The 25839-nt window shown below is 70.4% G+C and carries 15 protein-coding genes; 11 read left to right on the top strand and 4 right to left on the bottom strand.

What is annotated here, in order from left to right; all coding sequences use genetic code 11:
• Positions 1–10 precede the first annotated feature (10 nt).
• From OG709_RS02095 to OG709_RS02060, 8 genes are all read left to right on the top strand, one after another.
• Positions 11–1024 (top strand): ABC transporter ATP-binding protein, encoded by a 1014-nt coding sequence (locus tag OG709_RS02095; RefSeq protein ID WP_401275050.1) that lies wholly within the window; start codon positions 11–13, stop codon positions 1022–1024.
• Positions 1021–2073: an ABC transporter ATP-binding protein gene (locus OG709_RS02090; protein WP_401274331.1), complete on the top strand. Its 1053-nt coding sequence runs from the start codon at positions 1021–1023 to the stop codon at positions 2071–2073. Before OG709_RS02095 ends, OG709_RS02090 begins: the two co-directional genes overlap by 4 nt.
• Positions 2070–3716 (top strand): ABC transporter substrate-binding protein, encoded by a 1647-nt coding sequence (locus OG709_RS02085; RefSeq protein WP_266644547.1) that lies wholly within the window; start codon positions 2070–2072, stop codon positions 3714–3716. Before OG709_RS02090 ends, OG709_RS02085 begins: the two co-directional genes overlap by 4 nt.
• Positions 3717–3810: 94 nt before the next feature.
• On the top strand, positions 3811–5580 hold the full coding sequence (locus tag OG709_RS02080; protein WP_329164546.1) for a glycoside hydrolase family 35 protein: 1770 nt from the start codon (positions 3811–3813) through the stop codon (positions 5578–5580).
• A 113-nt stretch (positions 5581–5693) separates the two neighbouring features.
• Complete coding sequence (locus OG709_RS02075) at positions 5694–6605, top strand: TIGR03619 family F420-dependent LLM class oxidoreductase (RefSeq protein WP_266644550.1); 912 nt, start codon at positions 5694–5696, stop codon at positions 6603–6605.
• A gap of 385 nt (positions 6606–6990) precedes the next feature.
• A complete protein-coding gene (locus OG709_RS02070) occupies positions 6991–7884 on the top strand; it encodes a serine hydrolase (protein ID WP_329164544.1) in 894 nt (297 codons plus the stop codon).
• Between the two features lie 126 nt (positions 7885–8010).
• On the top strand, positions 8011–9609 hold the full coding sequence (gene proP / locus OG709_RS02065) for a glycine betaine/L-proline transporter ProP (protein WP_374211245.1): 1599 nt from the start codon (positions 8011–8013) through the stop codon (positions 9607–9609).
• Positions 9610–9867: 258 nt separating this feature from the next.
• Complete coding sequence (locus OG709_RS02060) at positions 9868–12675, top strand: right-handed parallel beta-helix repeat-containing protein (protein ID WP_266644554.1); 2808 nt, start codon at positions 9868–9870, stop codon at positions 12673–12675.
• A 181-nt stretch (positions 12676–12856) separates the two neighbouring features.
• Here the strand turns inward: OG709_RS02060 and OG709_RS02055 are convergent, their stop codons facing one another.
• Positions 12857–16675 carry a kelch repeat-containing protein gene (locus OG709_RS02055; RefSeq protein WP_329164542.1) on the bottom strand — a complete coding sequence of 1273 codons (3819 nt, stop codon included), beginning with the start codon at positions 16673–16675 and terminating at the stop codon, positions 12857–12859.
• Between the two features lie 406 nt (positions 16676–17081).
• Positions 17082–20087 (bottom strand): helix-turn-helix transcriptional regulator, encoded by a 3006-nt coding sequence (locus OG709_RS02050; protein WP_329164540.1) that lies wholly within the window; start codon positions 20085–20087, stop codon positions 17082–17084.
• 357 nt (positions 20088–20444) lie between these two features.
• Between OG709_RS02050 and OG709_RS02045 the strand changes: the two genes are divergently transcribed.
• Positions 20445–21176, top strand: coding sequence for a chitinase (locus tag OG709_RS02045; RefSeq protein WP_250299898.1), 732 nt, complete (start codon positions 20445–20447; stop codon positions 21174–21176).
• Positions 21177–21257: 81 nt separating this feature from the next.
• Here the strand turns inward: OG709_RS02045 and OG709_RS02040 are convergent, their stop codons facing one another.
• Both OG709_RS02040 and OG709_RS02035 read right to left on the bottom strand, forming a co-directional pair.
• A complete protein-coding gene (locus tag OG709_RS02040; RefSeq protein ID WP_401274315.1) occupies positions 21258–22313 on the bottom strand; it encodes a chitinase in 1056 nt (351 codons plus the stop codon).
• Between the two features lie 210 nt (positions 22314–22523).
• On the bottom strand, positions 22524–24026 hold the full coding sequence (locus OG709_RS02035; RefSeq protein WP_266644564.1) for an FAD-dependent oxidoreductase: 1503 nt from the start codon (positions 24024–24026) through the stop codon (positions 22524–22526).
• Between the two features lie 188 nt (positions 24027–24214).
• Between OG709_RS02035 and OG709_RS02030 the strand changes: the two genes are divergently transcribed.
• Both OG709_RS02030 and OG709_RS02025 read left to right on the top strand, forming a co-directional pair.
• On the top strand, positions 24215–25084 hold the full coding sequence (locus OG709_RS02030; protein WP_250299894.1) for an LLM class flavin-dependent oxidoreductase: 870 nt from the start codon (positions 24215–24217) through the stop codon (positions 25082–25084).
• A gap of 116 nt (positions 25085–25200) precedes the next feature.
• A complete protein-coding gene (locus tag OG709_RS02025) occupies positions 25201–25797 on the top strand; it encodes an isochorismatase family protein (RefSeq protein ID WP_266644565.1) in 597 nt (198 codons plus the stop codon).
• The last annotated feature ends 42 nt before the right edge of the window (positions 25798–25839 follow it).

The following is a 25839-nucleotide window of genomic DNA, read 5'->3' as shown; positions in this document are numbered from 1 at the left end:
TCCCTCTCCGCTGCGCGGCGAGCCGCTCCTCGACGTGTCGCGGCTGACGGTGGAGTACGTCACCGAGCGCGGGGAGGTACCGGCCTGCAACGAGGTGTCCTTCACCCTGCGACGCGGCGAGATCCTCGGCCTGGCGGGGGAGTCAGGCTCCGGGAAGAGCAGCCTGATCACCGCGTTGGCCAGACTTCAGCGGCCACCCGCGCTGACCACCGGCGGCGAGATCCGCTATCACACCCGCGACGGGCACGTGCTCGACCTGGTCACCCTGGACGAACGCCGGATGCGCGCACTGCGCTGGACCGACCTGGCGATCGTGCTGCAGAGCGCGATGGCCGCGCTCAACCCGGTGATGCGGCTTCAGGCACAGTTCGCCGACGTGATGGCCGAGCACCAGCCCGGCATCACCCGCGACGAGGTGGCCGAGCGGACCGGCCGACTGCTGCGCATGGTGGGCATCGCGCCCGAACGCAAGCGCTCCTACCCGCACGAACTGTCCGGCGGGATGCGCCAGCGAGCCCTCATCGCGCTCGCCCTGGCCTGCGAACCCGAGCTCGTCCTCATGGACGAACCCACCACCGCCGTCGATGTGGTGATGCAACGTCAGATCATGGGCCAGATCCTGCGCCTGCAGCGCCGACTGGGCTTCGCCGTGGTCTTCGTGACCCACGACCTGTCCTTGCTGATGGAGATCGCCGACCGGATCGCCATCATGTACGCCGGCCGGATCGTGGAGGTCGGCGCGCCCGACCAGCTCTACGCTGATCCGCTGCACCCGTACACCCGCGGGCTGCGCGACGCCTTCCCGCCCCTGCACGCACCGCTCAGACACCTCACCGGCATCCCGGGAAGCCCGCCCGACCTGCGCGACCTCCCGCCCGGCTGTGCCTTCCACCCCCGTTGCGGCCGGCGCCTGCCGGAGTGCGCGCAGGTCGTGCCGCGTCTGCATCAGGTCCCGTCGCACGGCGGCGAGCGGCAGGCGGCGTGTCTGCTGCACGACACCACCGACCCCGAGGGCGCCCGATGACATCGATGTCCCGAACCTCCGACACGTTCGACGAGCCCGCGCTGCTGGCGGCGGTGGACGTCAGCAAACACTTCACCGTGCGCGACCAGTTGGGCCGCAAGGCCACCGTGCGCGCCGTCGAGCACGCCTCGGTGGCGCTGCACCGAGGCCGCGTGGTGGCCCTGGTCGGCGAGAGCGGCAGTGGGAAGACCACGTTGGCCCGGATGCTGGCCCAGTTCCACCCGGTCAGCTCCGGGGAGATCCGACTGGCAGGGCAGCCGGCACCGCCCGCCGGGCGCGACTACTTCCGCCAGGTGCAGCTGATCTTCCAGGACCCCTTCTCCTCGTTGAACACCCTCCATCCGGTGCGGCACATCCTCGGGCGGGTTCTGCGCCTCCACGGCCACGCTCGCACCCGCGCCGAGGCGGACGAGCAGGTCCTCGCCCTGTTGAACCGCGTCAACCTCACCCCCGCCGAGGAGTTCATCGACAAGCGTCCGCGCGAGATGTCCGGGGGCCAGCTGCAACGTGTGGCCATCGCCCGAGCACTGGCGGTACGCCCGACCGTGCTCCTCGGCGACGAGCCGATCAGCATGCTCGACGTCTCCATCCGCCTCGACGTGCTCAACCTGCTGGCCCGGCTGCGCGACGAGGAGGGCCTGGCACTGCTCTACATCACCCACGACATCGCCGGCGCGCGCTATCTGTGCGACGAGGTGCAGGTGATGTACGCCGGGCAGACGGTGGAGGGCGGGCCCAAGGAAGCGGTGATCCAGTCGCCCAAGCACCCGTACACCCGCCTGCTGATCGACTCCTCGCCCGACCCCGGCCGGACCGGACGCGGCCTGGGCGACCAGGACGACGCCGAGGACCTGGGGGAGCCGCCCAACCTGACCGCGCCGCCCGGTGGCTGCCGCTTCCACCCCCGCTGCCCGTTCGTCATGGACGACTGCCGGCGCGCCTTCCCCGACCGCACCACCTTCGCCGACGGCCAGTGGGCGCACTGCTGGCTGCACCAGCACGGCCGCACGGCCGAGCTCGACAGAACACCCGCAAAGGAGCTTCCATGAAGCGCTCGACGGCCGCAGCCGCCGCGGTACTGGCCACCGCCGGTCTGCTGACCGGCTGCAGCACTGCCAAGTCGGACGGATCCGGTTCCGGGGCCACGAGCACCGTGCGCCTCACCACCCACCCGACGCAGGCCTTCCAGGCCGGGTGGAACCCGTTCGCGGCCCAGCCAAACGCCGGAGTTTCCTTCTTCTACGAGCCGCTGATACGGGTCAACCCCCAGAAGCCCTCGCCACAGCCGTGGCTGGCGGATTCCTGGAAGTTCAGCGACGGCGGCAGGACCCTCACCTTCCGCCTGCACCCCGGAGTGAAGTGGTCGGACGGCAAACCACTCACTGCCGAGGACGTCAAGTACAGCTTGGACGTGCCTCTGGAACACCGCGAGTTGAACCTCTCGGGCGTGCCCTACACCTCGGTCGACGCACCCGACGGGACCACGGTGGTAGTGCACTACCCGAAGGTCGGCTACAGCGACCTCGGGGCCTTCAAGAACCGCAACATCTACCCCCGGCACATCTGGAGCGGCAGGAATCTGAAGACGGATCAGAATCTCGAACCGGTCGGCAGCGGCCCGGTCACCCTGGACTCCTTCAGCCCGCAGCAGATCACCCTGAAGATCCGCAAGGACTACTGGAACGGTTCGTTCCCGGCCGTCAGGAAGGTCGCCATCGTCGCGGCGCAGGAGTCCAGCACACGCAGCCTGCTCCTGAAGGACAAGCTGGACTGGAGCACCATGTCCTGGCAGGGCGCGGACAAGAACTACGTGGCTGCGGACCCCGAGCACCACAAGTACCAGGTCTATCCGCTGCTGGGGTCCGAGGGCGTGCTGTTCAACACGGCGAAGGGCCCGACCGCCGATGTGCACGTCCGCCGCGCCCTGACCAAGGCAGTCGACGTGACCAGGGTGCTCAAGGTGATGGGGACGGGGCAACCCGCGGTCAACCCGGCCGGGCTGAACAACAAGGTCGGTGCCGCCTGGCTGCCCGCCGACCTGGCCGGCCGGACCCTGAAGCAGGACGCCGCCGGTGCCCGCGCCGAACTCGCCGCCGGCGGCTGGACCGTACGGCACGGAGAACTCAGCAAGGACGGGAAGAGCCACCCGCTGACGCTGAACGTCTTCCAGCCCTACGCGAACTGGGTCGACATGGGCACCGCCCTGAAGGACCAGTGGAAAACGGTCCTGGGCCTGGACGTCACGGTCGACAACATGCCGGAGGCCACCTTCACGCAGAAGGAGCCGGTCGGTGACTTCTCGATGGAGACCGCGTTCACCCCGCCCTCCGGTGACGGCAGCATCTTCGGAGCCCTGAACGCCTTCAGCGGCGACTACTACACCCCGCTCGACAAGCCGGCCGTCAATAACTTCGGCCGCTTCAACGACCCGGACTACAATGCCCAGTTGAAGAAAATGGCTACCGTCGACCCTGCCGACTCCGCCCGGCTCAAGCAACTGGCCGACCCGGCGGTGAGAATCCTCGCCCAGCAGGCGCCGTTCATCCCGATCGGCGGCTCGGCCTCGTTCGTCGACATCAACTCCAGCCGCTTCACCGGCTGGCCGACCCCGGAAACCGCCACGTACACGCCGTACACCTCCGCCGGTCCGGACACCACGCTGACCTTGCAGAATCTGCGCCCGGCCTCCTGAAGGCCCGGTGGGGCGGGCGGCGCAGAGGCCGTCGCCCGCCCCACCGCCACGACGACTGTCAGCACCTGAAACCACTCGACCACAGGGAGTAGTTGTGGCCCGTCTTCGCCCTGACGCCGAACTGACCACGACCGACCACGGGTTCCTGCGCGGTGGCCGCCCCCACCAGATCATCTCCGCCGCCATCCACTACTTCCGGGTCCACCCCGAGCTGTGGGAGGACCGGCTGCGCCGACTGCGCGCCATGGGCGTCAACACCATCGAGACCTACATCGCCTGGAACCTGCACCAGCCGACCCCCGACCGGACCGACTTCTCCGGTCAGGCCGACATCACCCGCTTCATCCGCACCGCCGCACACCTCGACCTGGACGTGATCGTGCGGCCCGGCCCCTACATCTGCGCCGAGTGGGAGTTCGGCGGCCTGCCGGCCTGGCTCCTCGCCGATCCCACGCTGCGCCTGCGCCGCAGCGACCCGCGCTATCTGGCCGCCGTGGACGCCTGGTTCGACCAGCTGGTCCCCGTTCTGCGCCCGCTCCTCGCCGGCCGGGGTGGGCGAGTGGTCGCCGTCCAGATCGAGAACGAGTACGGCAGTTACGGCACCGACACCGCCTACCTCGACCACCTGCGGCAGGGCTTGCGCCAACGCGGTGTGGACTGCCTGCTGTTCACGGCCGACGGTCCCACCGATGGAGTGCTGCGCGGTGGCATCCTGCCCGGTACCTTGGCCACCGCGACGTTCGGCTCGCAGCCGGAGGAGGCGCTCGACACCCTGCGCCGCCACCAGCCGGCCGGCCCGCTGATGTGCTCCGAGTACTGGCACGGGTGGTTCGACCACTGGGGCGAGCACCACCACGTCCGCGACCCGCGCGAGGCCGGCGCGGAACTTGACCGGATGCTGTCCCGGGGCGCCTCGGTCAACCTCTACATGGGCCACGGCGGCACCAACTTCGGCTGGTGGAACGGCGCCAACCGCGACGAATCCGACTACCGGTCCACCTGCACGAGCTACGACTACGACGCTCCGGTCGGGGAGGCGGGGGAGCTGACCGAGAAGTTCCACGTCTTCCGCGAGGTCATCGAGCGGTACCGCGGCCCGATCGGGCACGAGGCGCCCGCGCAGCCGGCCCGGCTCGCCCCGCAAACGGTCGGCCCGAGCGGGACGGTGGCGCTGCTGAACTGCCTGGACGAGCTGTCCACCCCGCACCACCGGCTCTCGCCCGAGCCGATGGAGGCGCTGGGCCAGTCACTCGGCCTGATCCACTACCGCACCCGACTGCGCGGGCCGTTCCCCGAATCGACCCTGCGCGTGCACGGCCTGGCCGACCGGGCCCAGGTGTTCCTGGACGGAGAGCCGATCGGTCTCCTGGAGCGTGACGGGCCACTGGACGCGCTGGCGATCAGCGTTCCCGGGACCGGAGCCCAGCTCGACCTGCTGGTGGAGAACATGGGGCGGGTCAACTACGGCCCCTGGCTGGAGGATCGCAAGGGCATCAGCGGCGGGGTCCGGATCGACACCCAGTACCAGTCCGGCTGGGAGATCCGCCCTCTCCCGCTGACCGATCCGAGCGCCCTGCGGTTCGGGGCACCCGAAGCCGTCGAAGGCCCGGCCTTCCACCGGGCAGAGGTGGAGATCCCGGCTCCGGCCGATGGTTTCCTCGCCCTGCCGGGCTGGACCAAGGGCCAGGTCTGGCTCAACGGTTTCGCCCTGGGCCGCTATTGGGACCGCGGCCCCCAGCGCACGCTCTACGCCCCCGCGCCGGTGTGGCGGGCCGGCCGCAACGAGCTCGTGATCCTCGAACTGCACCGGCCGGGCGAGCGGATCGAGATCCTCGACACGGCAGATCTGGGCCCCCAGGGCTGAACCGCCGGCCGTCCCACCGGCACCGGTCCGTTCCCTCCACGGGCCGGGGCCATGCGGGACTGTCGGATCAGGCGAGACCGCGAGGGCGGAGGCCGGGTTGTTAGGCTCTGCGGATGAAATTCGGCGTGAACATTCTCAACTTCGGCCCCGGTACCGTTCCTGCCACACTCCTGCAACAGGCAGTGGACGCAAGGGAATTGGGGTATTCGTTCGCGATGATCTCCGACCACGTCGCGGTGACCGCCGATGTGCAAGAGGCGTACCCGGCCCCGTTCTACGACCAGTTCGTGCTCGCGTCCCACATCGCGGGACGGGTGCCCGGACTCACACTCGGGACCACGGTGACCGTGATCCCCTACCGGCACCCGCTGCACACCGCCCGGCTGGCCGCCAACATCGACTGCCTGAACGCCGACGGGTTCATCCTCGGCGCGGGCGTCGGCTGGTCGCGGGCCGAATACGCCGCTCTGGGCGTGCCGTTCGCCGAGCGGGGCCGCATCACGGACGAGTACCTGACCGCGATCCGCGCCGCCTGGTCCGAAGACCCCACCACCTTCCGGGGCGAGTACGTCTCGTACGAGGGGGTGCGCACCGCTCCGGCCCCCGCGACCGCGCCGCGGCTGCCGGTCTGGGTGGGCGGCAACTCGGCGACGGCGCTCGGGCGTGCCGCCCGGCTCGGCGAGGGCTGGCACCCCTATCTGGCGACCCTGTCCGCGATGCGCGCGGCGCTCCCGGTGCTCGCGGAGCAGGCGGAACGCGCGGAGCGGCCGACGCCCGCGCTCGTACCCCGGCTCCAGGTGCGGATCACCGAGGCGCGGCTCGACGGGGAGCACCCGGTCGGGCACGGCACGGTCGACCAGATCCGCGAGGACCTCACCGCCCTCGCCGAGCTGGGCGCCACCCACCTGCTTCTCGACACCAACCCGGACTCGCCCGGCCTGCGCGGTACGGCGGCCGACGACCGCCGCCTCCTGGAACTCCTCACGGAGAAGGTCCTGGACCCGGCAACGGGAACCATCCGCTGAGCCCGCCACGCCTCCGGCGCTGTTCCCCTGCGCGGACAGCGCCGGAGGCCCGGGTGCACGCGCCGACCCGACGGCCGCGCGGGTTGATGAACATCACGTAGCGACATACTTCTCATTTCGGACAAATAGCCCGAATTTCTCGCTGTGTCCGTCCGGGCTGCCCGTACGGTTGTCCTGACCCATGAACGGGACCCGAGCCGAGCTGCACGGCGGATCGGCCTCCCGGATCGGCGACCTCCTCCACGGGCCCCGCGACGCCGGACGGCCCGTTCGGCCCCCTTGCCGGGCGTGACTCCGGCAGGACAGCGGCAGACCGGCGCTCCAGCCGGCCGTGCGAGGTCCGGCCGTACGGCCCCCGACCCACAGCGGGACAGGACACACGCTCATGCACCGATCACGTATATCGCGCTGCGCACGGCGCGGACTGGCCGCTTCCCTGGCCGCCGGGGCAGTGCTCACCGCGCTCACCGCCGCGGCCCCGGCCCCTGCCGCGAGTACCTCCGTGGGGGGCTCGCCGGTCGTATGCACCTCGAAGGTGCCGGGTCTGGCCCCCGAACTGTCGCGTGACATCGCCCACGCGCTCAAGGGACGCCAAGGCGCATCGGCGCTGGCCGTCTATGACCGGAGCACCGGCACCAGCTGTGAGCTCAGGGCGGACACGCATTTCGACTCGGCCAGTGTGGTGAAGGTCACGGTGCTCGGCGCGCTGCTGCGGCAGGCCGGGGAGGCGCACCGCGATCTCACACCGCGCGAGGTGAAACTGACCACCGCGATGATCACCGAGTCGGACAACGACTCGACCTCCGCCCTGTGGCGCCAGATCGGGCCGAAGGGCATCCAGCACTTCCTGGACCTGGCCAAGATGCGGGACACGGTCCCGGGCGCGGGCGGATCGTGGGGCCTCACCCAGATCACCGCCGCCGACCAGGTCACCCTGATGCGGCTGCTGACCACGGAGAACGCGGTGCTCGACACATCGGCACGCAACTACGCCCTCGGGCTGATGAGCCATGTCGCCGCCGACCAGCGCTGGGGCGTCCCCGCGGGATCTCCCGCCTCGGCCACGGCCCACGTCAAGAACGGCTGGCTGTCGCGGACGACCGACGACGCATGGCGGGTCCACAGCGTCGGCGCATTCACCGGGAGCGGCCACGACTACGGCATGGCCGTGCTGTCGAGCGGCAACAAGACCATGAAGTACGGCGTCGGCACCATCGAGACGGCATCCCGCGTCATCCACCAGGACCTGAACGGAGCGTCCGCGACAGCGAACCGCTGATCCCGCAGTTCAGTCGTACCCGAAGGCGCGCCGCCGCGCGGATTCCCGCGGTTCTCCGCTGAAACTGGTCGGAGGGGGACCGGAGCGAGGACGAACGCGGCGAAGCCGCCCGACGGACGGGATCACATGAGCACGGGACGCCCCCGACGAGGCACACGCCCGGCCGGTCGAGCCGGTTCCGCGAACGACCGGCTGCTTCGCATCCTGCTGCGGCGGCGCAAGAGGTCGCTGAGCGCCGGGGACGTGACGGTCACCGACAAGCCTGAGGTGCGCCGGGCCGTGTCGGCGTCCGCGCTCGGCAACATGATGGAGTGGTTCGACTTCGGGGTGTACGCCTATCTGGCGGGCATCCTGGGTGAAGTGTTCTTCCCGTCGAGCTCGCCGGGGACCCAGGTGGTCTCCACCTTCGCGACCTTCGCCGCGGCCTTCCTCGTCCGGCCCCTGGGCGGTTTGGTGTTCGGTCCGCTCGGCGACCGGATCGGCCGCAAACGGGTACTCGCCGCCACCATGATCATGATGGCGATCAGCACGTTCGCCGTCGCCTTCCTGCCGAGTTACGACTCGATCGGGTTCACCGCACCGATCCTGCTGCTCGTCTGCCGACTCGTCCAGGGCTTCTCCACGGGCGGTGAATACGCAGGCGCCACCACCTACATCGCCGAGTACTCACCGGACAAGAGGCGCGGATTCCTGGGCAGTTGGCTGGACTTCGGCACGTTCGTCGGCTACTCGCTCGGCTCCGGCATCGTCACGGTACTCACCGCCGCCCTCGGCCACGACGGGATGGTGCACTGGGGCTGGCGGCTGCCCTTCCTGATCGCCGGACCACTCGGGCTGATCGGCCTGTACATGCGGCTGCGGCTGGAGGAGACCCCGGCCTTCAAGCAGCAGGCGGAGGAGAACGCCGCCCAGTACGCGCGCGAACCCCACCCGGAGGGCGACGAGGACCCCGTGGAGGTGGCCCGGCAGTCCGGCAAGGGGCGGCTGAAGGAGATCTTCACCCAGCACTGGCAGGCGGTACTCGTCTGCATGGGGCTGGTCCTGCTCTACAACGTCACCAACTACATGGTGACCTCGTACCTGCCGACCTTCATGACGGAGACGCTCGGTCAGGACGCCCTCACCGCCCAGCTGCTGGTGCTCGGCACCATGATCGTGGTGGTGCTCACCATCACCACCGTGGGCCGTACCTCCGACCGCTGGGGGCGCCGGCCCGTCTTCATGGCGGGCAGCATCGCACTGATCGTCCTGGCGTTCCCGGCGATGCTCCTGATCCGCGAGGGCGGCATTCTGCTGCCCGCGTTCGGCTGCCTCATCCTGGGGCTGCTGCTGGTGTGCTTCGCCGGTACCTCGGCGTCCACGCTCCCCGCGCTCTTCCCGACCCGGCTGCGCTACGGGGCCCTGTCGATCTCGTTCAACGTATCGGTCTCCCTCTTCGGCGGTACGACGCCCCTGGTCGCCTCGGCGCTGGTGGAGGCGACCGGGAACGACATGGTTCCTGCTTACTACTTGATGGTCGCGGGCGTCGTCGGACTCGTCTCCACCTACTTCCTGCACGAGACGGCGGGCAAGCCGCTGCTGGGATCCGGCCCCATGGTGGAGAGCGTCGACCAGGCGCGCTCGCTCGTCGCGGCCAGCCGCACCGAGGCCGGACGGCGGGCCCGGGACGTCTGGATCCACCTGCGGCACCCATGGGCCCGGCACAACGGTACGAAGCACGAGTAGAGCGGCAGTGACGTATCCCTGACCGGTAGTCATCGGAGCACTGGCCGAGCATTGCCGTGATCATCCTGGATTTGGGGCGATATCCCGCATGCAACGTCGGATCTATTGACACTCAATGGCGACGGAGAGCAGAGTTCCGCACCATCGCGTCCGTACGGCGACGCGGAGTTCGGCCTACCTTGTCAGGGAGTGTCAGACGTGCACCGCAGCTCAACTCGCAGACCAGGAGGCAGAGCCGCCCCGAAGCGGCTTGCCGCAGTGGCGGTACTCGCGGCCGTGGCGCTGGGCGCCCCCGCGCTCACCGCGACCGACGCGTGGGCGGCCCACGGGCCGTCAGGGACCAGCCTCTACGTGTCTACCAGCGGCAACGACCACAACTCCGGGTCCCTGCACAAGCCGTTCCGGACCCTGGCGGCTGCCCGGACCGCCGCACGGAAGGCAACCAGGAAGGGCCGAGCGGTCCACGTATGGGTCCGCGGCGGCACCTACCACCTCGCCGGCACGCTGACGTTCGACGAAGCGGACTCCGGCACGGCGTCCGCCCCCGTGACGTACTCCTCCTACCCGGGCGAGAAGGCCGTACTGAGCGGAGGGCGGCGGGTGACGGCCGCATGGTCGGCCGACCCGCACAACTCCGCGGTCCAGGTCGCGAAGGTCGGCGCCGGCCTGAAGATCGACGGGCTGTTCGTGGGCGGAACCCAGCAGGTGCTCGCCCGGTTCCCGAACTTCGACCCCAACACCGCGGTGCTGGGCGGCTCCACCACCATGGCCACCCTGAACGCACGCTCCGCGGCCTGGAAGAACCCCACCACCGGCGACATCCGCGGACTGCACTCGTCCGACTGGGGCGGCAACGACTACACGATCACCGGGCGCAGCAACTCCGCCCTGCAGACCAAGTGGGTCGGCGACAACAACCGCGGTGGCGACGTGGACACCAACCACGTCGTGGCGGAAGGCATCTTCGAGGAACTCGACGCGCCCGGCGAGTGGTTCTACGACAAGGCTGCCGGGAAGCTGTACGTGATACCCCCGGCCGGGACCGATCTCTCCTCGGCCACCGTGGAAACGGCGGAACTGGACGAACTCGTCCGTGTCGAAGGCTCGTCCGCCGCGAAGCCGGTGCACGACCTCACGTTCGACGGCTTCACCTACACCGAGACACACCGGACACTGTTCGACACCCCCTACGAGCCGCTGCAACTCGGCGACTGGGCCATAGCGCGGGCCGGCGCCGTCCATCTCAAGAACGCCAGGAACATCACCGTCTCCCGCTCCGCCTTCGCCCAGGTCGGCGGCAACGGCGTCTTTGTCGACGGGTACAACAAGGGCGACGTCATCACCAGGAACCGCTTCACCGGCTCCGGTGCCAGCGACGTCCAGGTCGTCGGCTCCACCGAGGCGGTGCGCAATCCCTCGACCTGGGCGCACATGGTCGATCCGCCCACCGACCTGACCCCCGGTCCGAGAACCGAGGACTACCCCCGCGACATCACTGTCAGCTACAACAGCATGGCCGACATGGGCCGCTTCGAGAAGCAGAGCGCCGGCGTCAACATCTCGATGAGCAGCCGGGTCACGGTCGCCCACAACACCATTCACGGCAGTCCCCGGTCGGGCGTCAACATCAACGACGGCACCTGGGGCGGCCACCGGATCCAGTACAACGACATCTTCGACTGCGTGAAGGAGACCTCGGACCACGGGCCGATCAACGCCTGGGGCCGGGACAGGTACTGGCCCATCGCCGGTCCGAGCATCAACCCCAGCGCGGAGTCGGACGCCCTGCAGAAGAGCTATGCACTGCTCGATGTCGTCCAGCCGATCACCATCAGCAACAACCGCATCTGGCACAACAGCGAATGGGCCATCGACCTGGACGACGGCTCCAGCAACTACATCGTGAAGAACAACCTCCTGCTCAACGCCGGCATCAAACTGCGTGACGGTTTCCGCCGGACGGTCAGCAACAACATCCTGGTCAACGGATCGGTCTACGAGCAGATCTCGCACCGCGACAACGACGACTCCCTCACCAGGAACGTCATCCTGACCGGCTCGCCCTACTCGCTCACCGGGAGCGATCCGGCCGCCGCGAAGTACACCGTGGACAAGAACCTGTTCTGGGACAACGACCGGCCGGTCGCACTGCCCGACGTGTGGAGCGCCGCCAAGCTGGACGCCCATTCCGTCACCGCGGACCCGCAGTTCACCCACGGATCTCCCTGGGACTCTCCCGGGATGACGGACTACACCCTCGCGTCCGGCTCTCCCGCGGTGGCCCTCGGCTTCGTCAACTTCCCCATGGACCGGTTCGGCACCGGAACCGCCGGAGAGGCGACACCTCCCGCGGTCACCTGGCCGGCCGCTCCCGTACCCGACACCGTGATCCAGACGCAGCCCGAACCGCTCATGGGAGCCACTGTCCGGCAGGTCTACGACAAGGCCACCCAGTCCGCCGTCGGGCTCGGCGACTTCGACGGTCTCTACCTGCAGGCCGTGCCCTCCACCTCGTACGCCTACGGGCAGGGACTGCGGCCCCTCGACGTGATCCGGGAGGTGAACGGGACCGCGGTGACGGACCGCGACAGCTTCTGGACGGTCTACAACCGGCTCGCCCCCGGCAGCACCGTCACCGCGCTGATCTGGCGCGCCCAGTCCGCGACCACCGTCACCTTCGTCAAGCCCACCGGCGCCCAGCAGTACAACAACACAGCCGGTGTCACCTACACGGGGGCCGGCTGGGGATGGAGGGGCGCACGGGCGGGCGGTCTGAACTCCTTCCAGGACGACATCGACGCGACCACCGCCGTGGGCGATTCCTTCTCCTTCACCTTCAACGGGACCGGAGCGGACCTCCTCACCGAGCTCAACGCGGACGAGGGGACCATCGACATCTCCGTCGACGGGGTCTTCCGGAAGACCGTCGACGCCACCAGCGATACGCGCGAGTACCAGAAGACGCTCTACTCGGTCAGCGGGCTCTCCCCGGGCGTGCACACCCTCACGGGCGTGATGAAGAGCGGCCAGTACATGATCGTCGACGGCTTCACCGTACGGAGCTGACCGAAGCTTCCTGCCCGCCGGCGCCGTCGAGCCGCCGGGCGAACGACGGACCGCCCGCCGGAACCCCGCCGCCGCCCCGGAGAAGGGGCGACGGAACGAGGAACTCCCGGCGGGCGGTCAGGGCTGTGCAGGGGCCTGTGCAGGGGGCTGTGCTGGGGGTTGTGCAGGGCCCTTCACGGGGTCAGTGGTGATGTCCCTTCGCCGGGTCGGCCTGCAGGACGACCGCAATGGTCTGGCCGGTGTACGGGGAGTCGGTGCCGACGGTCAGTTCCGCCTTGTACCGGCCGGGCGAGGCGACCGCTCCGGCGTCCGCGGTCACGCGGACCTCGACCGAGTGACCGGGGGCGATGGTGAACCGGGTGCGGTTCTCCGACAGCCAGGACACGTCGTCGCCCTCGCACTGGTCGTAACCGGGAAGCAACTGGGCGCCCGTGGTGCCCACGTTGGTGGACTTGCCGCTCCCGCCACCGCCGATCCGGTACAGGCCGCAAGCCGAGGCGGCGCGCCATGACGCCTGGCCGGTGGCGGGCATCCGGGTCCAGCGGTTGGACACCGGGTCGTACTCGGCCGCGTCCCTGAGGGACGCGCCCACCTCGTAGCCGCCCATGACCTGCAGCCTGCCGTTGGCACCCACGACGGACGCCGCAGCCGCGGTGAACGGTGCGTCGGGCAGCCTGGTCCAGGTGTTGGTCCGCGGGTGGTAGGAGTATCCCGCCGCCGTGGCGCCCTCCGAACCGTAGCCACCGACGCAGTCGATCGCGTCGGAGACACCGGCGCAGCCCGCCCAGTCGATGGCCAGCGGACGGTCGGCCAGACGGGTCCAGTGGTCGGCGGCCGGGTCGTAGCGGTAGAGCGACGCGAGCGGGGTGGCGCAGCTCTCCCCGGTGCAGCCGCCCACGACGTAGAGCTTGCCGTCGATGACCGCGGAGCCCGCCGTCGCGACGGCCGTCGGCAGGTCGGCGGCCCTGGTCCAGCTGTTGCTCGGCGGGTGGTAGGCGTACACCGCTGACCGCGGCTGCTGTTCGTCCCCGCCGATGCCGCCCGCCACGTACAGCGTGCCGTCGAGGAAGCCCCCGGCCGTCGCGGACAGCGGCTCCGGCAGGTCGGCGATCCTGCTCCAGGAGTCGGATGCCGGGTCGTGGACGTAACCGTGCCGGGTGATGGTCGCTCCGACGACCCGGTTGATCCCGCCTACGGAGTAGAGCTTGCCCTGGTAGGTGCCGCCGATGTTGTCCATGACCGGCTCGGGGTAGTCGGCGATCGTGCGCCAGGCGCTCGGGGCCGCCGAACCCGCGCTCGGCGCGGTGGTCTGCTCGCCGAGAGCGACCCGTACCGGCGCCCTGCCGGTGTTGGTGAGGGTGACGGTCCTGGTCGCCCGGCGGCCCTGTTCGGCGTCGAGGGACACCCGGGAGGTGGCGACCACGTGACCGGTCTGCAAGGGCAGTTCCACCTGGGCCAGTTGGTCGGTACCGGCCTTGACCGTACGGGTCGACGTCGCGTACCGGGCCGCGGCGGTGGCGAGGGTGTGCCGGCCGGTGCCGGGGACGAAGAGTGTGTAGCGGCCGTCCGCGGTGGCCTGGTCGTCCGGGGTGGCCGTGCTGACGGCGGGGGCGTCGGAAGCGGCCTTGTCGGTCACGGTCGCACCGTTGACGGGCTTACCGGTGTTGGCGTCCGAGACGGTTCCGGTGAGCAATGCGCCGGGGGTGGCCGTGCACGAACCGATGTGGATGTCGTCGATCTGCCACAGGGTCGTCCCGCTCCCCTTGTAGTGGAAGCGGACCTGGACACGGGACCGGTCGGCGGCGTGCGGCAGCGGGACGGTGAGATGACCGCCCGCGCTCTCCGCGCCGTGCCACTCGGTGGTCCACGTCCGGCCGCCGTCAGTGGTCACATCGATGTCCGCGGAGCTGGTGTCGGACATCAGGTAAGCGGTGTCGAGCTGGAGCTCCGGTGTCCGGCCGCGCAGATCCACGACCGGCGACACCAGGGTGGTGTCCTCGCTGCCGGAGTCGTACGCGAGGGGGGCCGCAGCCGCGAAGTTGCCGTCGCCCCCCGTGAGGTTCGGCAGGTTCCCCGGGGCGTCGAACTCCCAGCCGTGAGCCGCTCCGCCGCCCGTCACGCTCCAGCCCTTGCCCGCCTCGGTGCCGGTCCAGCCCTCGAAGTCGGCGCTGCCCGCGAAGGAGTAGCCGGGTGCCACACACGTTGACCTGTCCACCACGGCCTTGACGTCGCTCCGTACGTCCGCCGTGTCGACGGGGACGCTGAGATCGGTGCGCTCGTACCCGGGTGAGACCGGAGTGACGTGCAGCCGGTAGGTGGCGCCGTCCGGCAGATCGACTGAGTACTTGCCGGTGGCCGGGTCGGTGAAGACCGTGCCGTAGGGGTAGCCGTCCACGGTGATGCCCGCGTACAGCGGCCAGCCGTGGCCGGAGTTGTCGGTCACCTTGCCGGTGACCCGGTGGCGGGGTGTCCTGGACAGGGCGAGGTCCGTGCCGGTCGAGGTGTCCTTGGTGACCTCGACGCCCGACTGCACGGACCGTCCGTAGCCGAACACGGAAGCTGTCACGTCGTAGGTGCCTACCGCGGCGGGCAGGGTGTACCGGCCGTCCGGGCCGGTGAGTGTGTGGTAGCTGCGGCCGTCGGCCTTGTCCTCGGCGAGCACGGTGGCGCCGGCGACCGGGTCACCGGACGCCTTGTCGGTGATGCGTCCGGTGAGCGTCCCGCTGACGCCGAACGTCAGCGCGCGCAGACCGTCCGGGGTGCCCAGACCGGTGGGGCCGTCGTAGCCGTCCCCCGCGGTGCAGGTGATGTCCTCGCAGGTGCCGTCGGAGTCGTTGCCGCCCTTGGTGACATCGTTGAGCCCGGTGCCGTTCAGATACGGGTAGGTCACCGGGTAGGTACCCGGCTCGGGGTCACCGGCCAGCGCGTACATGGCGGCGACCAGCGGCGAGGAGAGGCTGGTGCCCCCCACCTGCAACCAGCCGTCGCTGCCGAGGGTGTCGTAGATGCCGAGGCCGGACGCGGGGTCGGCGTCGGCGGAGATGTCCGCCGTCGACCGGGTGTCGCACCCGGTGACCAGGTTCTGCTGGTACGCCGGTTCGGCCTCGTAGAGCGAGCAGCCGGAGCCGCCGGACGCCCACGCGGACTCGTCCCAACCGCGGTCACTGCCCGGCTCCCGGACCAGTGTGGTGCCGCCGACGGAGACGACCCGCGGATTCACCGCGGGCCAGTTCTGCACATGGCCGGTGTCTCCGGTGGAAGCGGTGATGGCGACGCCGGGATGGTCGTAGTGCTGGTCGTACGTGGCCTCTTCGGGGGTCTCGCCCGCGATGCCGTACGAGTTCGACACGTACTTGGCGCCGAGCCGGACAGCGGTGTCGACCCCGGCGCCGAGATCGTTCACATCGGCCGAATCGCCCTGCACCAGAAGGATCTTGCAGGCCGGGCAGGCGGCGGAGACCGCGTCGATGTCGAGCGCGGTCTCGGTGGCCCAGCCGGTGTCGTCGGCGGGGTAGTCCGTGCCGCCGTTCTGGTCGACCTTGCGGAAGCAGCCGTTGGCGGTGGTGCACGCGGGGAGCCCGTAGTGCTTCCGGAAGGCGGCCAGGTCGTCCTCGGCGTGGGAGTCACCGAAGGCGTCGACGATCGCCACCGTCCGGCCCTCGCCGCCGTCGGGCAGGTGGTAGGCGGCCTTGATGTCGGCCGGGCCGAGGGCGGTGGCCGGCGGACCCGAGACGGCCGACCTGATCGCGTGGTTCGAGCCGGTCCTCACCATGGCGAAGCAGCGGGCCACGCCCTGTGCGACATCGGGGGAGTTGCAGCCGGCGGGTGCGTAGTCGGGCCGGTCCAGTCCGCCGGCCGGGGCCTCGGGGGCGGTCGGGGCGGAGCCGGAGCGGGTGGCCGGGTCGGCCGAGGCCGGTCCGGCGGACAGGACGGCGAAGCCGAGACATCCGGCCAGCAGCAGGCACGTTCGGGCGCGTATGCGCCCTCGACTGGGTCTCAAGGCGAGCAGCCTTTCAGCACGGGGAAGAACACGGGGGGAGAACACGGAGGGGAAGTCGGTGGGGAAGTGGCGGCCGTTCAGAGCGGTTCGTAGCCGCCGTCCGTGGCTGCGGACGGCGGCTGCTGCCGGGGACCGGAAGCGTCGGACGGCTCCACCGCGGGGGCCTCGGCGGAATCGCTCGGATCGGGGAGTGGTTCGGGACGAGGGTCCTGACCGTCGGTGCGACGGGAGGCGTCGCCTGGGGTGCTCACAGGATCGGTTTCGCTCTCGCGGGGGAGTTGGGGACAGGTGGTCCGCACAGGAGTATGGGCGGCGCGGCACGGGCTTTGCGATGCGGCGGATGACCCAAAAAACCTTCCGCGAGGCCGGTCGGCGGTTCGTCCTGTCGCCGGTCCCGCCCCGGCCGCTACGAGATGTCCGGGTCCGCCGGAGTCACTCCGGCGCGCGCCGCTCCCAGGGCCAACGCCGTCCGCGAGGTCACCCCGTGCTTGCGCATCGCCGAATTCAGCTGCGTCGCGACGGTCTTGGGCGAGCGGCACAGCACGGCCGCGATCTCACGATTGGTCAGGCCGTTGAGCAGCAGCCTGACCACCTCCGTCTCGCGCGGCGAGAGCCGGTCACCGTACCCCCGTCGGCCGCCACGCCACACCGGCCGGGGTTCTCTGCCGTGTTCCCGGAGTGTGCCGGCGATCCGCTCGGCGTCACCACGCGCCCCCAGAGTGACCAACTGGCCGTGCAGTGAGCTCAGTTGATCCAAGCAGTCCGCGCTGCTTTCCGGGCTGCCGTTCGCGCTGCTATCGGCGCTGCCCTCGGTGCTGCCGTTCGCCGTGAGCCGGCAGAGCGCCGCCCGTTCCGAGGCGAGCAGCGCATCGTACGGGCGGGGGAGTGCCCGCCACGCCGCAGCAGCGCTCTCCCATGCTTCGGCGGCCTCACGGTGGCGCCCCGGGCCTTCGGTGAGCAGCGCCCGGCAGACGGCGAGCGCCGCTGCGGGCGCCGCCGCATCACAGTCCAGCAGCCCGCGTGCGAAACCCTCCGCGATCCGCTCGGCCTCCTCGGACCGGCCCGCGGCCAGCAGCCCCTGGACGCGCACCGGCAGTACCTCGGTGCCCCACAGCCAGATCTCCTTGCCCACCACGACCCGCACCGCGTTGTCGGTGAGCGCGAGCGCCTGGTCGGTGTCGCCGCGGGCGAGGGCTATACCGGCGAGTGCGGCGGCCGGTTCGAGCTGCATCTCGATGACGTCGCGCCGCAGACCCTCCTGGAACACCTCGTCGAGGTTCTCCTCCGCGGCCCGCAGGTCGCCGTCGGCGCGGCTCCGCAGACCGGTCAGGAGCATTCCCTCCAGCCGGACCCGCGGCTCCGAGCCGACATCGGCCAGCGCCGCCGCGCGTCCGGCCAGGCCGTCCCAGCGGCCGGTGAACCAGTCCAGGTGGACCCGGGTCGCCCTGATCAGATCGTGCAGTCCCTGGAAGTGGTGGCGCTCGGCACGGTCGAGTGCGTCGTCGAGCCACCGGCCGGCCTGTTCGTAGCGGCCCCAGTGCATGGCGGCGTCGCCCGCGTTGAGCTTGCTGCGGTCCAGGTGCAGTACGTGGTCGGCGTCAGCGGAGTCCTCGGGGAGCGCAGCGAGACCGGCCCAGCCGTCGGACTGTCCGAGACTGAGCAGCGCGTTGGAGTGGTCGACCAGGAACGGCAGGCGCGCGGCGGGCGGGACCTCACGTTCGACGAGCTCCGCGGCGCGGTCGAGCCAGCGCCGGTGGTGGGCGGCGGGCACCGGGGAACCGGTGGGTACCCCGAGCACGGTCATGGCGCGGGCCACGACGAGTGGTTCGTCGGACAGGCCGGGCAGCGCCCGTTCGAGTTCGGCTGTCCCGGCCCCGTACTCCCCGGCGTCGATCAGCAGCCGGCCGAGCTGGGCACGGACCTCCGCGCTGTCGCGCGGGGACAGGGCGCCGCTGCCGAGGAAGGCGCGCAGCGTACGGATCAACGCGGCCCGGTCGGGAAAGCCGCCGATGGCGAGCAGCGGGATCTTCTGTACGAGGCGCGTGACGGCCGGGGCGGGCAGACCGGGGCGGGCCAGCAGGTCCTTGAGGAAGGCGACGGCGGTGGCGTGGTCACCCGCGGCGAGGGCCAGATCGGCGGCCTGTTCGCCGTACCTCCCCCATCGTCCGGTGTCGCCCGCCTCACGGAAGTGCCGGGCCAGCCGGGAAGCGGACGGCTGCCCGACGGTCTCCAGCGCGTCCCCGGCCCTGCGGTGCAGCCGGCGCCGGTCGGTCGCGGTCAGGCCGTCGTATACCGCCCGCACGGCGAGCACGTGCCGGAAGGCGACCCGGCCGAAGTCGTCGTCGGTCAGCAGCCCGCTGCGGATCGCCGCCTCGACGGCGGAGCGGGCGCGTTCCTCCGGCAGGCCGCTCACGCTGAACAGCACGGACTCCTCGGCGGGTTCGCCGATCACGGCGGCAGCCTGGAGGAGACGTCCGGCATCGGGCCCCAGCCGGGCGGCGCGCTCGCTGACCGCGTCGCGGATGGTCGGCGGGACGGCGATGTCCGCGAGCGCGTGACGTACCCACTCGTCGTCGCGTCGGACCAGGTCGGCACGGTCGCGCAGCAGCCGGACCGATTCCTCCAGCGCGAGCGGGATGCCGTCGGTGCGCTCCCGCAGGAAGGCGGAGAAGGCCTCGGAGACCCGCTCGTCGTCAAGCATGGAGGAGACCAGCTCGGCGGTGCGCGACACGTCGAGCGGACCGAGGGTGATGCGGGTCTGGCGGACGCCCGCGCTCGGCCGGGACGTCAGGCGGGGCAGCAGCGAGTCGGAGGGGACGTCCTCGGGGCGGTAGGTGAGGACGAGGCCGAGGTCGCGAGTGGGACTGGAGGTGAGGAAGAGCAGGAAGTCGAGGGTGGCGTCGTCCGCCCAGTGGACATCTTCGATCACGAGAGGGGAGACGCCGAGGCGGTCGAGGAGTTCGGCGAGTGCCCGTAACAGGCGGTGCCGGGCCGCGCCCGCGTCGGCAGCCGGTTCGGGCGCGGCCGGGAGGTCGTCGGCCCACTCGGGCAGGAGGGGCCGCAGCGCGCCCGCGAGGGGAGTCAGCGCGAGGCCCGCGACCCCGTCGGGACAGGCGTCCCGGACCGCGTCCACCAGGGGGCCGAGGGTGAGAGCTTCGCGGAACGGCGGACATACGGCGATCAGCGGGCGCCCCGTGCCGCAGTGCCCGGCGAGCGCCTCGCGCACCAGGCGGCTCTTGCCGATCCCGGCTTCCCCCTCGACCAGTACCACGGCCGGTGGCTGCGCCAACGCGTCGGTGAAGGAACGGAGTTCGTCCTCGCGGCCGACGAGCCTGGGCGGGCGCAGCACGGGGAGGAGGCCGGACGGGTCGCCTGCTGCGCTGTGTCTGTCCGCCTGCGCCCTGGCGCGCATAGCTCGTGCCTCCGTACCGCCGTGTGCGCCGGACGGCCCGGCAGCCACATTCTCACCTTGCCGAATACATATGCGCCAGAGGGGGCGGGGCCGTGGCCGTCGCGAGGCGTGCGGGCGGCCGGAGACGGGTGGGCGGCGATGCGCGCGGCGCCGGAGAGGATCGGGTCCCGGTCAACCGGGCGCGGAACACGGCTGGTTGGCGCCGTGCCCGGCAACTCACCCAAGAGAGTGGTTCATTTCTTTTGCCCTTGATGTCTGGAAGATCTGCGGACGATCATCGGGTGTCTCGCTCCGGGACCCGGAGAAATCCGATCGATCGGCTTCGGCGGCTCATCCAGCCGCGCAAGGAGTATGAAAATGTCCGTACGCCGTATCACTGCCTTGATGGCCTCCGCTGCCCTCGCCGGTTCGCTCACTCTGGTCGGGCAGCTGACTGCCTCGGCTGCCACCGGATCCGAGAGCGTCCGCGCCGGGTTCGTGGTCAGCGAGGGCCAGTTCAACCAGATGTTCCCGGGCCGCAATTCCTTCTACACGTACCAGGGGCTCACCGCCGCCCTGGGGGCCTACCCCGGCTTCGCCAATACCGGTGACGAGACGACCAAGAAGCGTGAGGCGGCGGCCTTCCTCGCGAACGTCAGCCATGAGACCGGCGGTCTGAAGTATGTCGTCGAGCAGAACAAGGCCAACTACAGCCACTACTGCGACGCCTCGCAGCCGTACGGCTGTCCGGCCGGGCAGAGCGCCTACTACGGGCGCGGCCCGCTGCAGCTGAGCTGGAACTTCAACTACAAGGCTGCCGGTGACGCGCTGCACATCGACCTGCTGCACGACCCGTACAAGGTGGAGCGGGACGCCGCGGTCTCGTGGAAGACCGGTCTGTGGTTCTGGAACAGCCAGAAGGGCGCGGGCAGCATGACCGCGCACGACGCGATGGTCCACAACAAGGGCTTCGGCGAGACGATCCGCAGCATCAACGGCGCCCTGGAGTGCAACGGCAAGAACCCGGGCGAGCGCCAGGACCGCATCAACCTCTATCAGAAGTTCGTCGGGGTCCTCGGCACGAGTGCGGGCGGTAACTTGTCCTGCTGATCGGCCGCCGCCGTAGCGGTGGTGGGTGCGGCCGACCTCCGCACCCACCGCGCCGTCACGGGCCGATCCTTGTACTGGATATCAACGCCCCTGCAGGGACTTGACGTTGTCGCCGAATGTCCAGTTCGCCGACCCGTCCCAGTTGAGCGACCAGGTCATGAGCCCCTTGAGGCCGTTGTTGTAGTTGCCCCAGGCCTGGGCGACCTGGCCGGTCGACATGTAGCCGCCACCGGCGCCGGGTTGGGCGGGGAGTCCCGGCACCTGCTTGTCGTAGGGAACCTTGATCGTGGTGCCCTGGACGACGAGCCCCTTGTCGAGGCAGTCCGTCTGCGCGGTGAAGCCCTCCACCGTTCCGGCCGAGTACGAGTCGCCGGAGCAGCCGTACATGCTGCCGTTGTAGTACTGCATGTTCAGCCACCAGAGCCGGCCGTTGTCCGCGTACTTCTTCACGATGGGCAGGTACGCGCCCCAGATCGAGCCGTACGTCACGCTGCCCCCGGTGACGTAGGCGGTCTCGGGTGCCATCGTGAGGCCGAAGTTCGAGGGCATCTGGGCGAGCACGCCGTCGATGATGCGGATGAGGTTGGCCTGCGAGGCCGACAGTTCGTTGATGTTGCCGCTGCCGGTGAGGCCGGTCTCGATGTCGATGTCGATGCCGTCGAAGTTGTACTTCTTCAGGATCGGTACCACCGTCGCGACGAACCGGTCGGCGACAGCGCTGGAGCTGAGGTCGATACCGGCTGTCGCCCCGCCGATGGACATCAGGGTCGTGAGGCCGGACGCCTTGGCCTGGCACATCTCCGTCGGCGTCGGGACCTTCACGGTCGAGTCCATGCCGTCCTCCCACAGCACGGTGCCGTCGGAACGGATGACCGGGAAGGCCGCGTTGATCACGTTGTAGCCGTGGTCGGTGATGCGGGAATCGGTGACCGGGATCCAGCCCAGCGGCGGGTGCACACCGTTGGACGCGCCGTCCCAGTTCTCCCAGTACCCCTGGAGCACCTTGCCGGCGGGCCTCGACTTGACCGCGCAGGTGTCGTCGCTCGGGGTGGAGCGGGGCGCTGCTGCGACGAGCATCTGCACGGCGGCGGCCGTCGCGAGGCCGACCCCCAGGAGGCGTGTCGTACGACGGATCATGTCGTGTCCCTTCGTGAACCGGAAACAAGAAATGGCGTGGACCTGACAAATGGACGCGAGGGCTCCGCGATCCACTCAACGTAAAGTGGTCCAGACCTGCCGTCAATAGGTCTGGACCAGCTTGGCCGGGGTCGGCCCAGGGGCTTCGCTCCCGACCGTCCGGACCACGGAGAACGCCGCGAAAGCCACCGGGAACGCGGCGACCCGGGATCAGCCGTCCACGGACTCGGGCCGCAAGGGCGGTTCCGTCAGCGCGGGGCGGAGCGCGCCGAAGAGGGTCGCGCGCACCACGGCGGGTGCGAAGAGTGCGCTGGTCGGTTCGGCCAGCGCACAGACGCCACGGAACGCCGTGCCGATCACCGGGTTGTTCGGAGCCCGCTCGACCACCCGGGCCATGTACCAGACCGCGGGCCGTTCGACCGCACGTCCGGCGCGTACGTTGCCCCGGGCGGCCGGCAGGTTCTTGTCGGCGCCGGCCGCGATGTCCCATGCCTGCCGCGAGGCCTGGAGCAGCGCCTTCTGGACGCGCCGTGTGGTAGGCGTCCGACGTCGGTCGGCCAGAGCGTCCCGCAGTGCGAGCGCACCGAACGCGGCAACCGTCATACCTTGCCCGTACACCGGGTTGAAGGCGCACAGCGCGTCCCCGGTGGCGAGGAATCCGGCCGGGCGGCGGCCTGGACGGTCGTAGCGGCGCCGGACATTGGCCGTCGAGCGGAAGGAATGTACGGCGGACTCGGGCCGGGCCTTCGACAGCCACTCGTACAGCACCGGATGGGCGAGCCGCGCGGTGAATTCGGTGAAGGCGTCCTCGTCCGAAGGCGGCTCACACCCACGGAGCCCCGACAGGGTGACGAGATATCTGCCGTCCTCGAACGGCAGGGCGACCGCGCCCCGTTCGGTTCCGCCACCGGGGATGAAGTAGTAGCCGGCGGTCTCCACTCCCTCCGCGTCCTCGGGGCTCCGGTAGATCCTGGTCGCGTAGGACAGGCCCGTGTCGATCCGCTCCTCGTGTGCGGGATCGGCGCCGATGGCAGCCAGCCACTGCGGGGCGCGCGACCCGCGACCCGAGGCGTCCACGACCAGATCGGCGGTCAGTGACCGTACATCGGTACGGGTGCGCGCGCCGCGCTCACGCAGTTGGACGCCCCGTACGCGAGCCGCGTCGCCGAGCAGTCCCACGACCTCCGTGCCCTCCATCACGGTGATCCGCGGATCGGCCAGGACGCGTCGCCGGACCAGCCACTCCAGCAAGGGGCGGGAGCCGGTGAGGAGATCGGCCGTCGTGGTGGTACGGCGGTAGAAGCGTCCGGCCTGCCACTGCACGAGGTCCCGGGGCATTCCGACCCGGGGTGCGCCGTGCTCGCTCAACTCGGCGACGATGCCGGGCAGTAGTTCCTCCATGGCCCGTGCGCCGCCCTCCAGCAGGACATGGATGTGCCTGCCCTGCGGCACACCCGCACGTTGCCCGGGACCGTCCGGGAAGCGGTCACGTTCGACGACGGTCACCCGGTCGGCATGCCCGACCAGTGCCCGAGCGGTCAGCAGGGCCGCGATACTTCCGCCGACGACCACCGCATGGCGCTGCCGGTGCCCTGGCGAACGGGTGGCCGTGCCGCTGGTGAACACGGCACGGCTGCCGCCCTTTTCGCCGCCGCCGAGGTGGTCGTTCCCGCCGTCGTGGGCGGCTGATCGCGCAGCTGCTGGGTCCGCCATGCTCGTACCTCCGGCCGGTGTCGCCAACGCCCCTGTCGGCCCTGGCTGCCCCTGATGTCACAGTATTCAGGTGACACGGTGTCTTCTTCACGATCACTGTGCGCCAATTCCGGCCCGGTGGACGGGGCGTGGCGGCATTACGCCCTCAACCGATTGCCGTGACCGTCGCGGCGGAGCAGTATGCAGGAATGCGCTTCTCGATCAACATTCCGAACTTCGGGGACTTCGCCGACGCCAGGACGGTGGCGAAGGTGGCGGTCGCGGCCGAACAGGCGGGCTGGGACGGGCTGTTCGTCTGGGACCACGTCGTGCACGACAAACGCATGCACCAGGGCCGGGCCTTCGGGGACCCCTGGATGTTGCTGACCGCCGCGGCGTTGGCGACGTCCCGAATCAGGCTGGGCACTCTGGTCACACCGGTAGCCCGTCGGCGCCCGCATCAACTCGCCCGCCAGGTCGCCACCTTGGACGGCCTCAGTAACGGGAGAGTGATCTTCGCCGCGGGTCTCGGCGGCCCGATCGAGGACGAGTACGGAAGCTTCGGCGAGACCACCGACCCCGCCGTACTCGCGGAACGCCTGGACGAGGGCCTGGACCTGCTGCAACGCTACTGGTCGGGTGAGGCGGTGAACCACCACGGACGGCACTACCAGGTCCGGGACGTGACACTGCTGCCCGCTTCGGTGCAGCGCCCCCGTCCCCCTGTCTGGATCGCCGGATTCTGGCCGAACCGCCCGCCGATGCGCCGAGCGGCCCGCTGGGACGGCGCGGTCCCGCTGTTCACCTCCGCCAGGCACGGGCAGGTTCCGCCGGCCGATCAGGTCCGGGATCTGGTGGCGTACGTCGGGCAGCACCGCGACGCCCAGGACGACCGGCCCTTCGAGGTGGTTCTCGGTGGTGTCAGCCCCGCGGCCCCGGCCAAGGCGCACGACCTGATCGGGCCGCTGATCGATGCCGGTGCCACCTGGTGGGACGAACGGCAGCTGCAGAGCGGCGACGACCTCGACCGGCTCGCACCCGTGCTGCACCGCATCGAGCAAGGCCCACCGGTCTTCTAGAGCAGCGGCCCTGGACTGCGCGGTCGTCGGCGTGCGGGATGAGCCCGAGAGCGTGGGCCGCCGGGGATGATCCGAAATCACTGGAAGGGCGCGGCGCCCGCGTTCATGATGACGCCATGGACCATCGCGCGCTTCCCGCTGATGCATTGATCGTTGATGCCCTGATCGTGGTGGATGTCCAGTCGGCCGCTGTCTCCGGGGCCAGGGCGGTTCCCGGGGCGGCCCGGCTCCTGGACCGGACGACGGACCTGATCAGGCGGGCGCGAAGCAGCGGGGCGCTCGTCGTCCACGTGCAGAACGACGGGCGGCCCGGAGCGGACGACGAGCCACACACGCCCGGCTGGGCACTCCACCACCCCGTCGAGCCCGGCCTCACGGAGGCCGTGATCCGCAAGACCAGGGACGACGGCTTCGAAGGGACGTCACTGGGTGGCCTGTTGGCCGAATCGGGCGTACGGTCGCTCGCCGTCTGCGGCACGATGTCGGAGATGTGCGTCCAGGCGACGGCCCGCACGGCCCTGGCCCGGGGGTACCGCGTCGTCCTGCCGTACGACGCCCACGCGACACACGACGTCCCGGCAGCGCCCGGGATCAGTGAGGAGATCCCGGCCGCTGCGGTCTCACGGGTCGCCGCATGGGCCCTGGGCAGCGAGGCCGAGGTCACCGTTCGGGCCGCGGACGTCACGTTCGCGGCCCCGGCTTCGTGGTCCTGACACGGCGTTGGGGACCAGCGGTACAGCCGTTGGCGCTAAGGA

The organism is Streptomyces sp. NBC_01267, assembly GCF_036241575.1.
In the GTDB taxonomy this organism is placed as follows: domain Bacteria; phylum Actinomycetota; class Actinomycetes; order Streptomycetales; family Streptomycetaceae; genus Streptomyces.
The sequence above is the reverse complement of the archived record's forward strand: the minus strand, read 5'-3'. Positions and strand labels throughout refer to the sequence as shown.

Coding starts and splice junctions, on each gene's coding strand:
- OG709_RS02025 (WP_266644565.1), top strand. CDS start 25,201: ATGGACCATCGCGCGCTTCCCGCTGATGCATTGATCGTTGATGCCCTG.
- OG709_RS02040 (WP_401274315.1), bottom strand. CDS start 22,313: ATGATCCGTCGTACGACACGCCTCCTGGGGGTCGGCCTCGCGACGGCC.
- OG709_RS02075 (WP_266644550.1), top strand. CDS start 5,694: ATGAAATTCGGCGTGAACATTCTCAACTTCGGCCCCGGTACCGTTCCT.
- proP (WP_374211245.1), top strand. CDS start 8,011: ATGAGCACGGGACGCCCCCGACGAGGCACACGCCCGGCCGGTCGAGCC.
- OG709_RS02070 (WP_329164544.1), top strand. CDS start 6,991: ATGCACCGATCACGTATATCGCGCTGCGCACGGCGCGGACTGGCCGCT.
- OG709_RS02090 (WP_401274331.1), top strand. CDS start 1,021: ATGACATCGATGTCCCGAACCTCCGACACGTTCGACGAGCCCGCGCTG.
- OG709_RS02085 (WP_266644547.1), top strand. CDS start 2,070: ATGAAGCGCTCGACGGCCGCAGCCGCCGCGGTACTGGCCACCGCCGGT.
- OG709_RS02050 (WP_329164540.1), bottom strand. CDS start 20,087: ATGCGCGCCAGGGCGCAGGCGGACAGACACAGCGCAGCAGGCGACCCG.
- OG709_RS02045 (WP_250299898.1), top strand. CDS start 20,445: ATGTCCGTACGCCGTATCACTGCCTTGATGGCCTCCGCTGCCCTCGCC.
- OG709_RS02035 (WP_266644564.1), bottom strand. CDS start 24,026: ATGGCGGACCCAGCAGCTGCGCGATCAGCCGCCCACGACGGCGGGAAC.
- OG709_RS02030 (WP_250299894.1), top strand. CDS start 24,215: ATGCGCTTCTCGATCAACATTCCGAACTTCGGGGACTTCGCCGACGCC.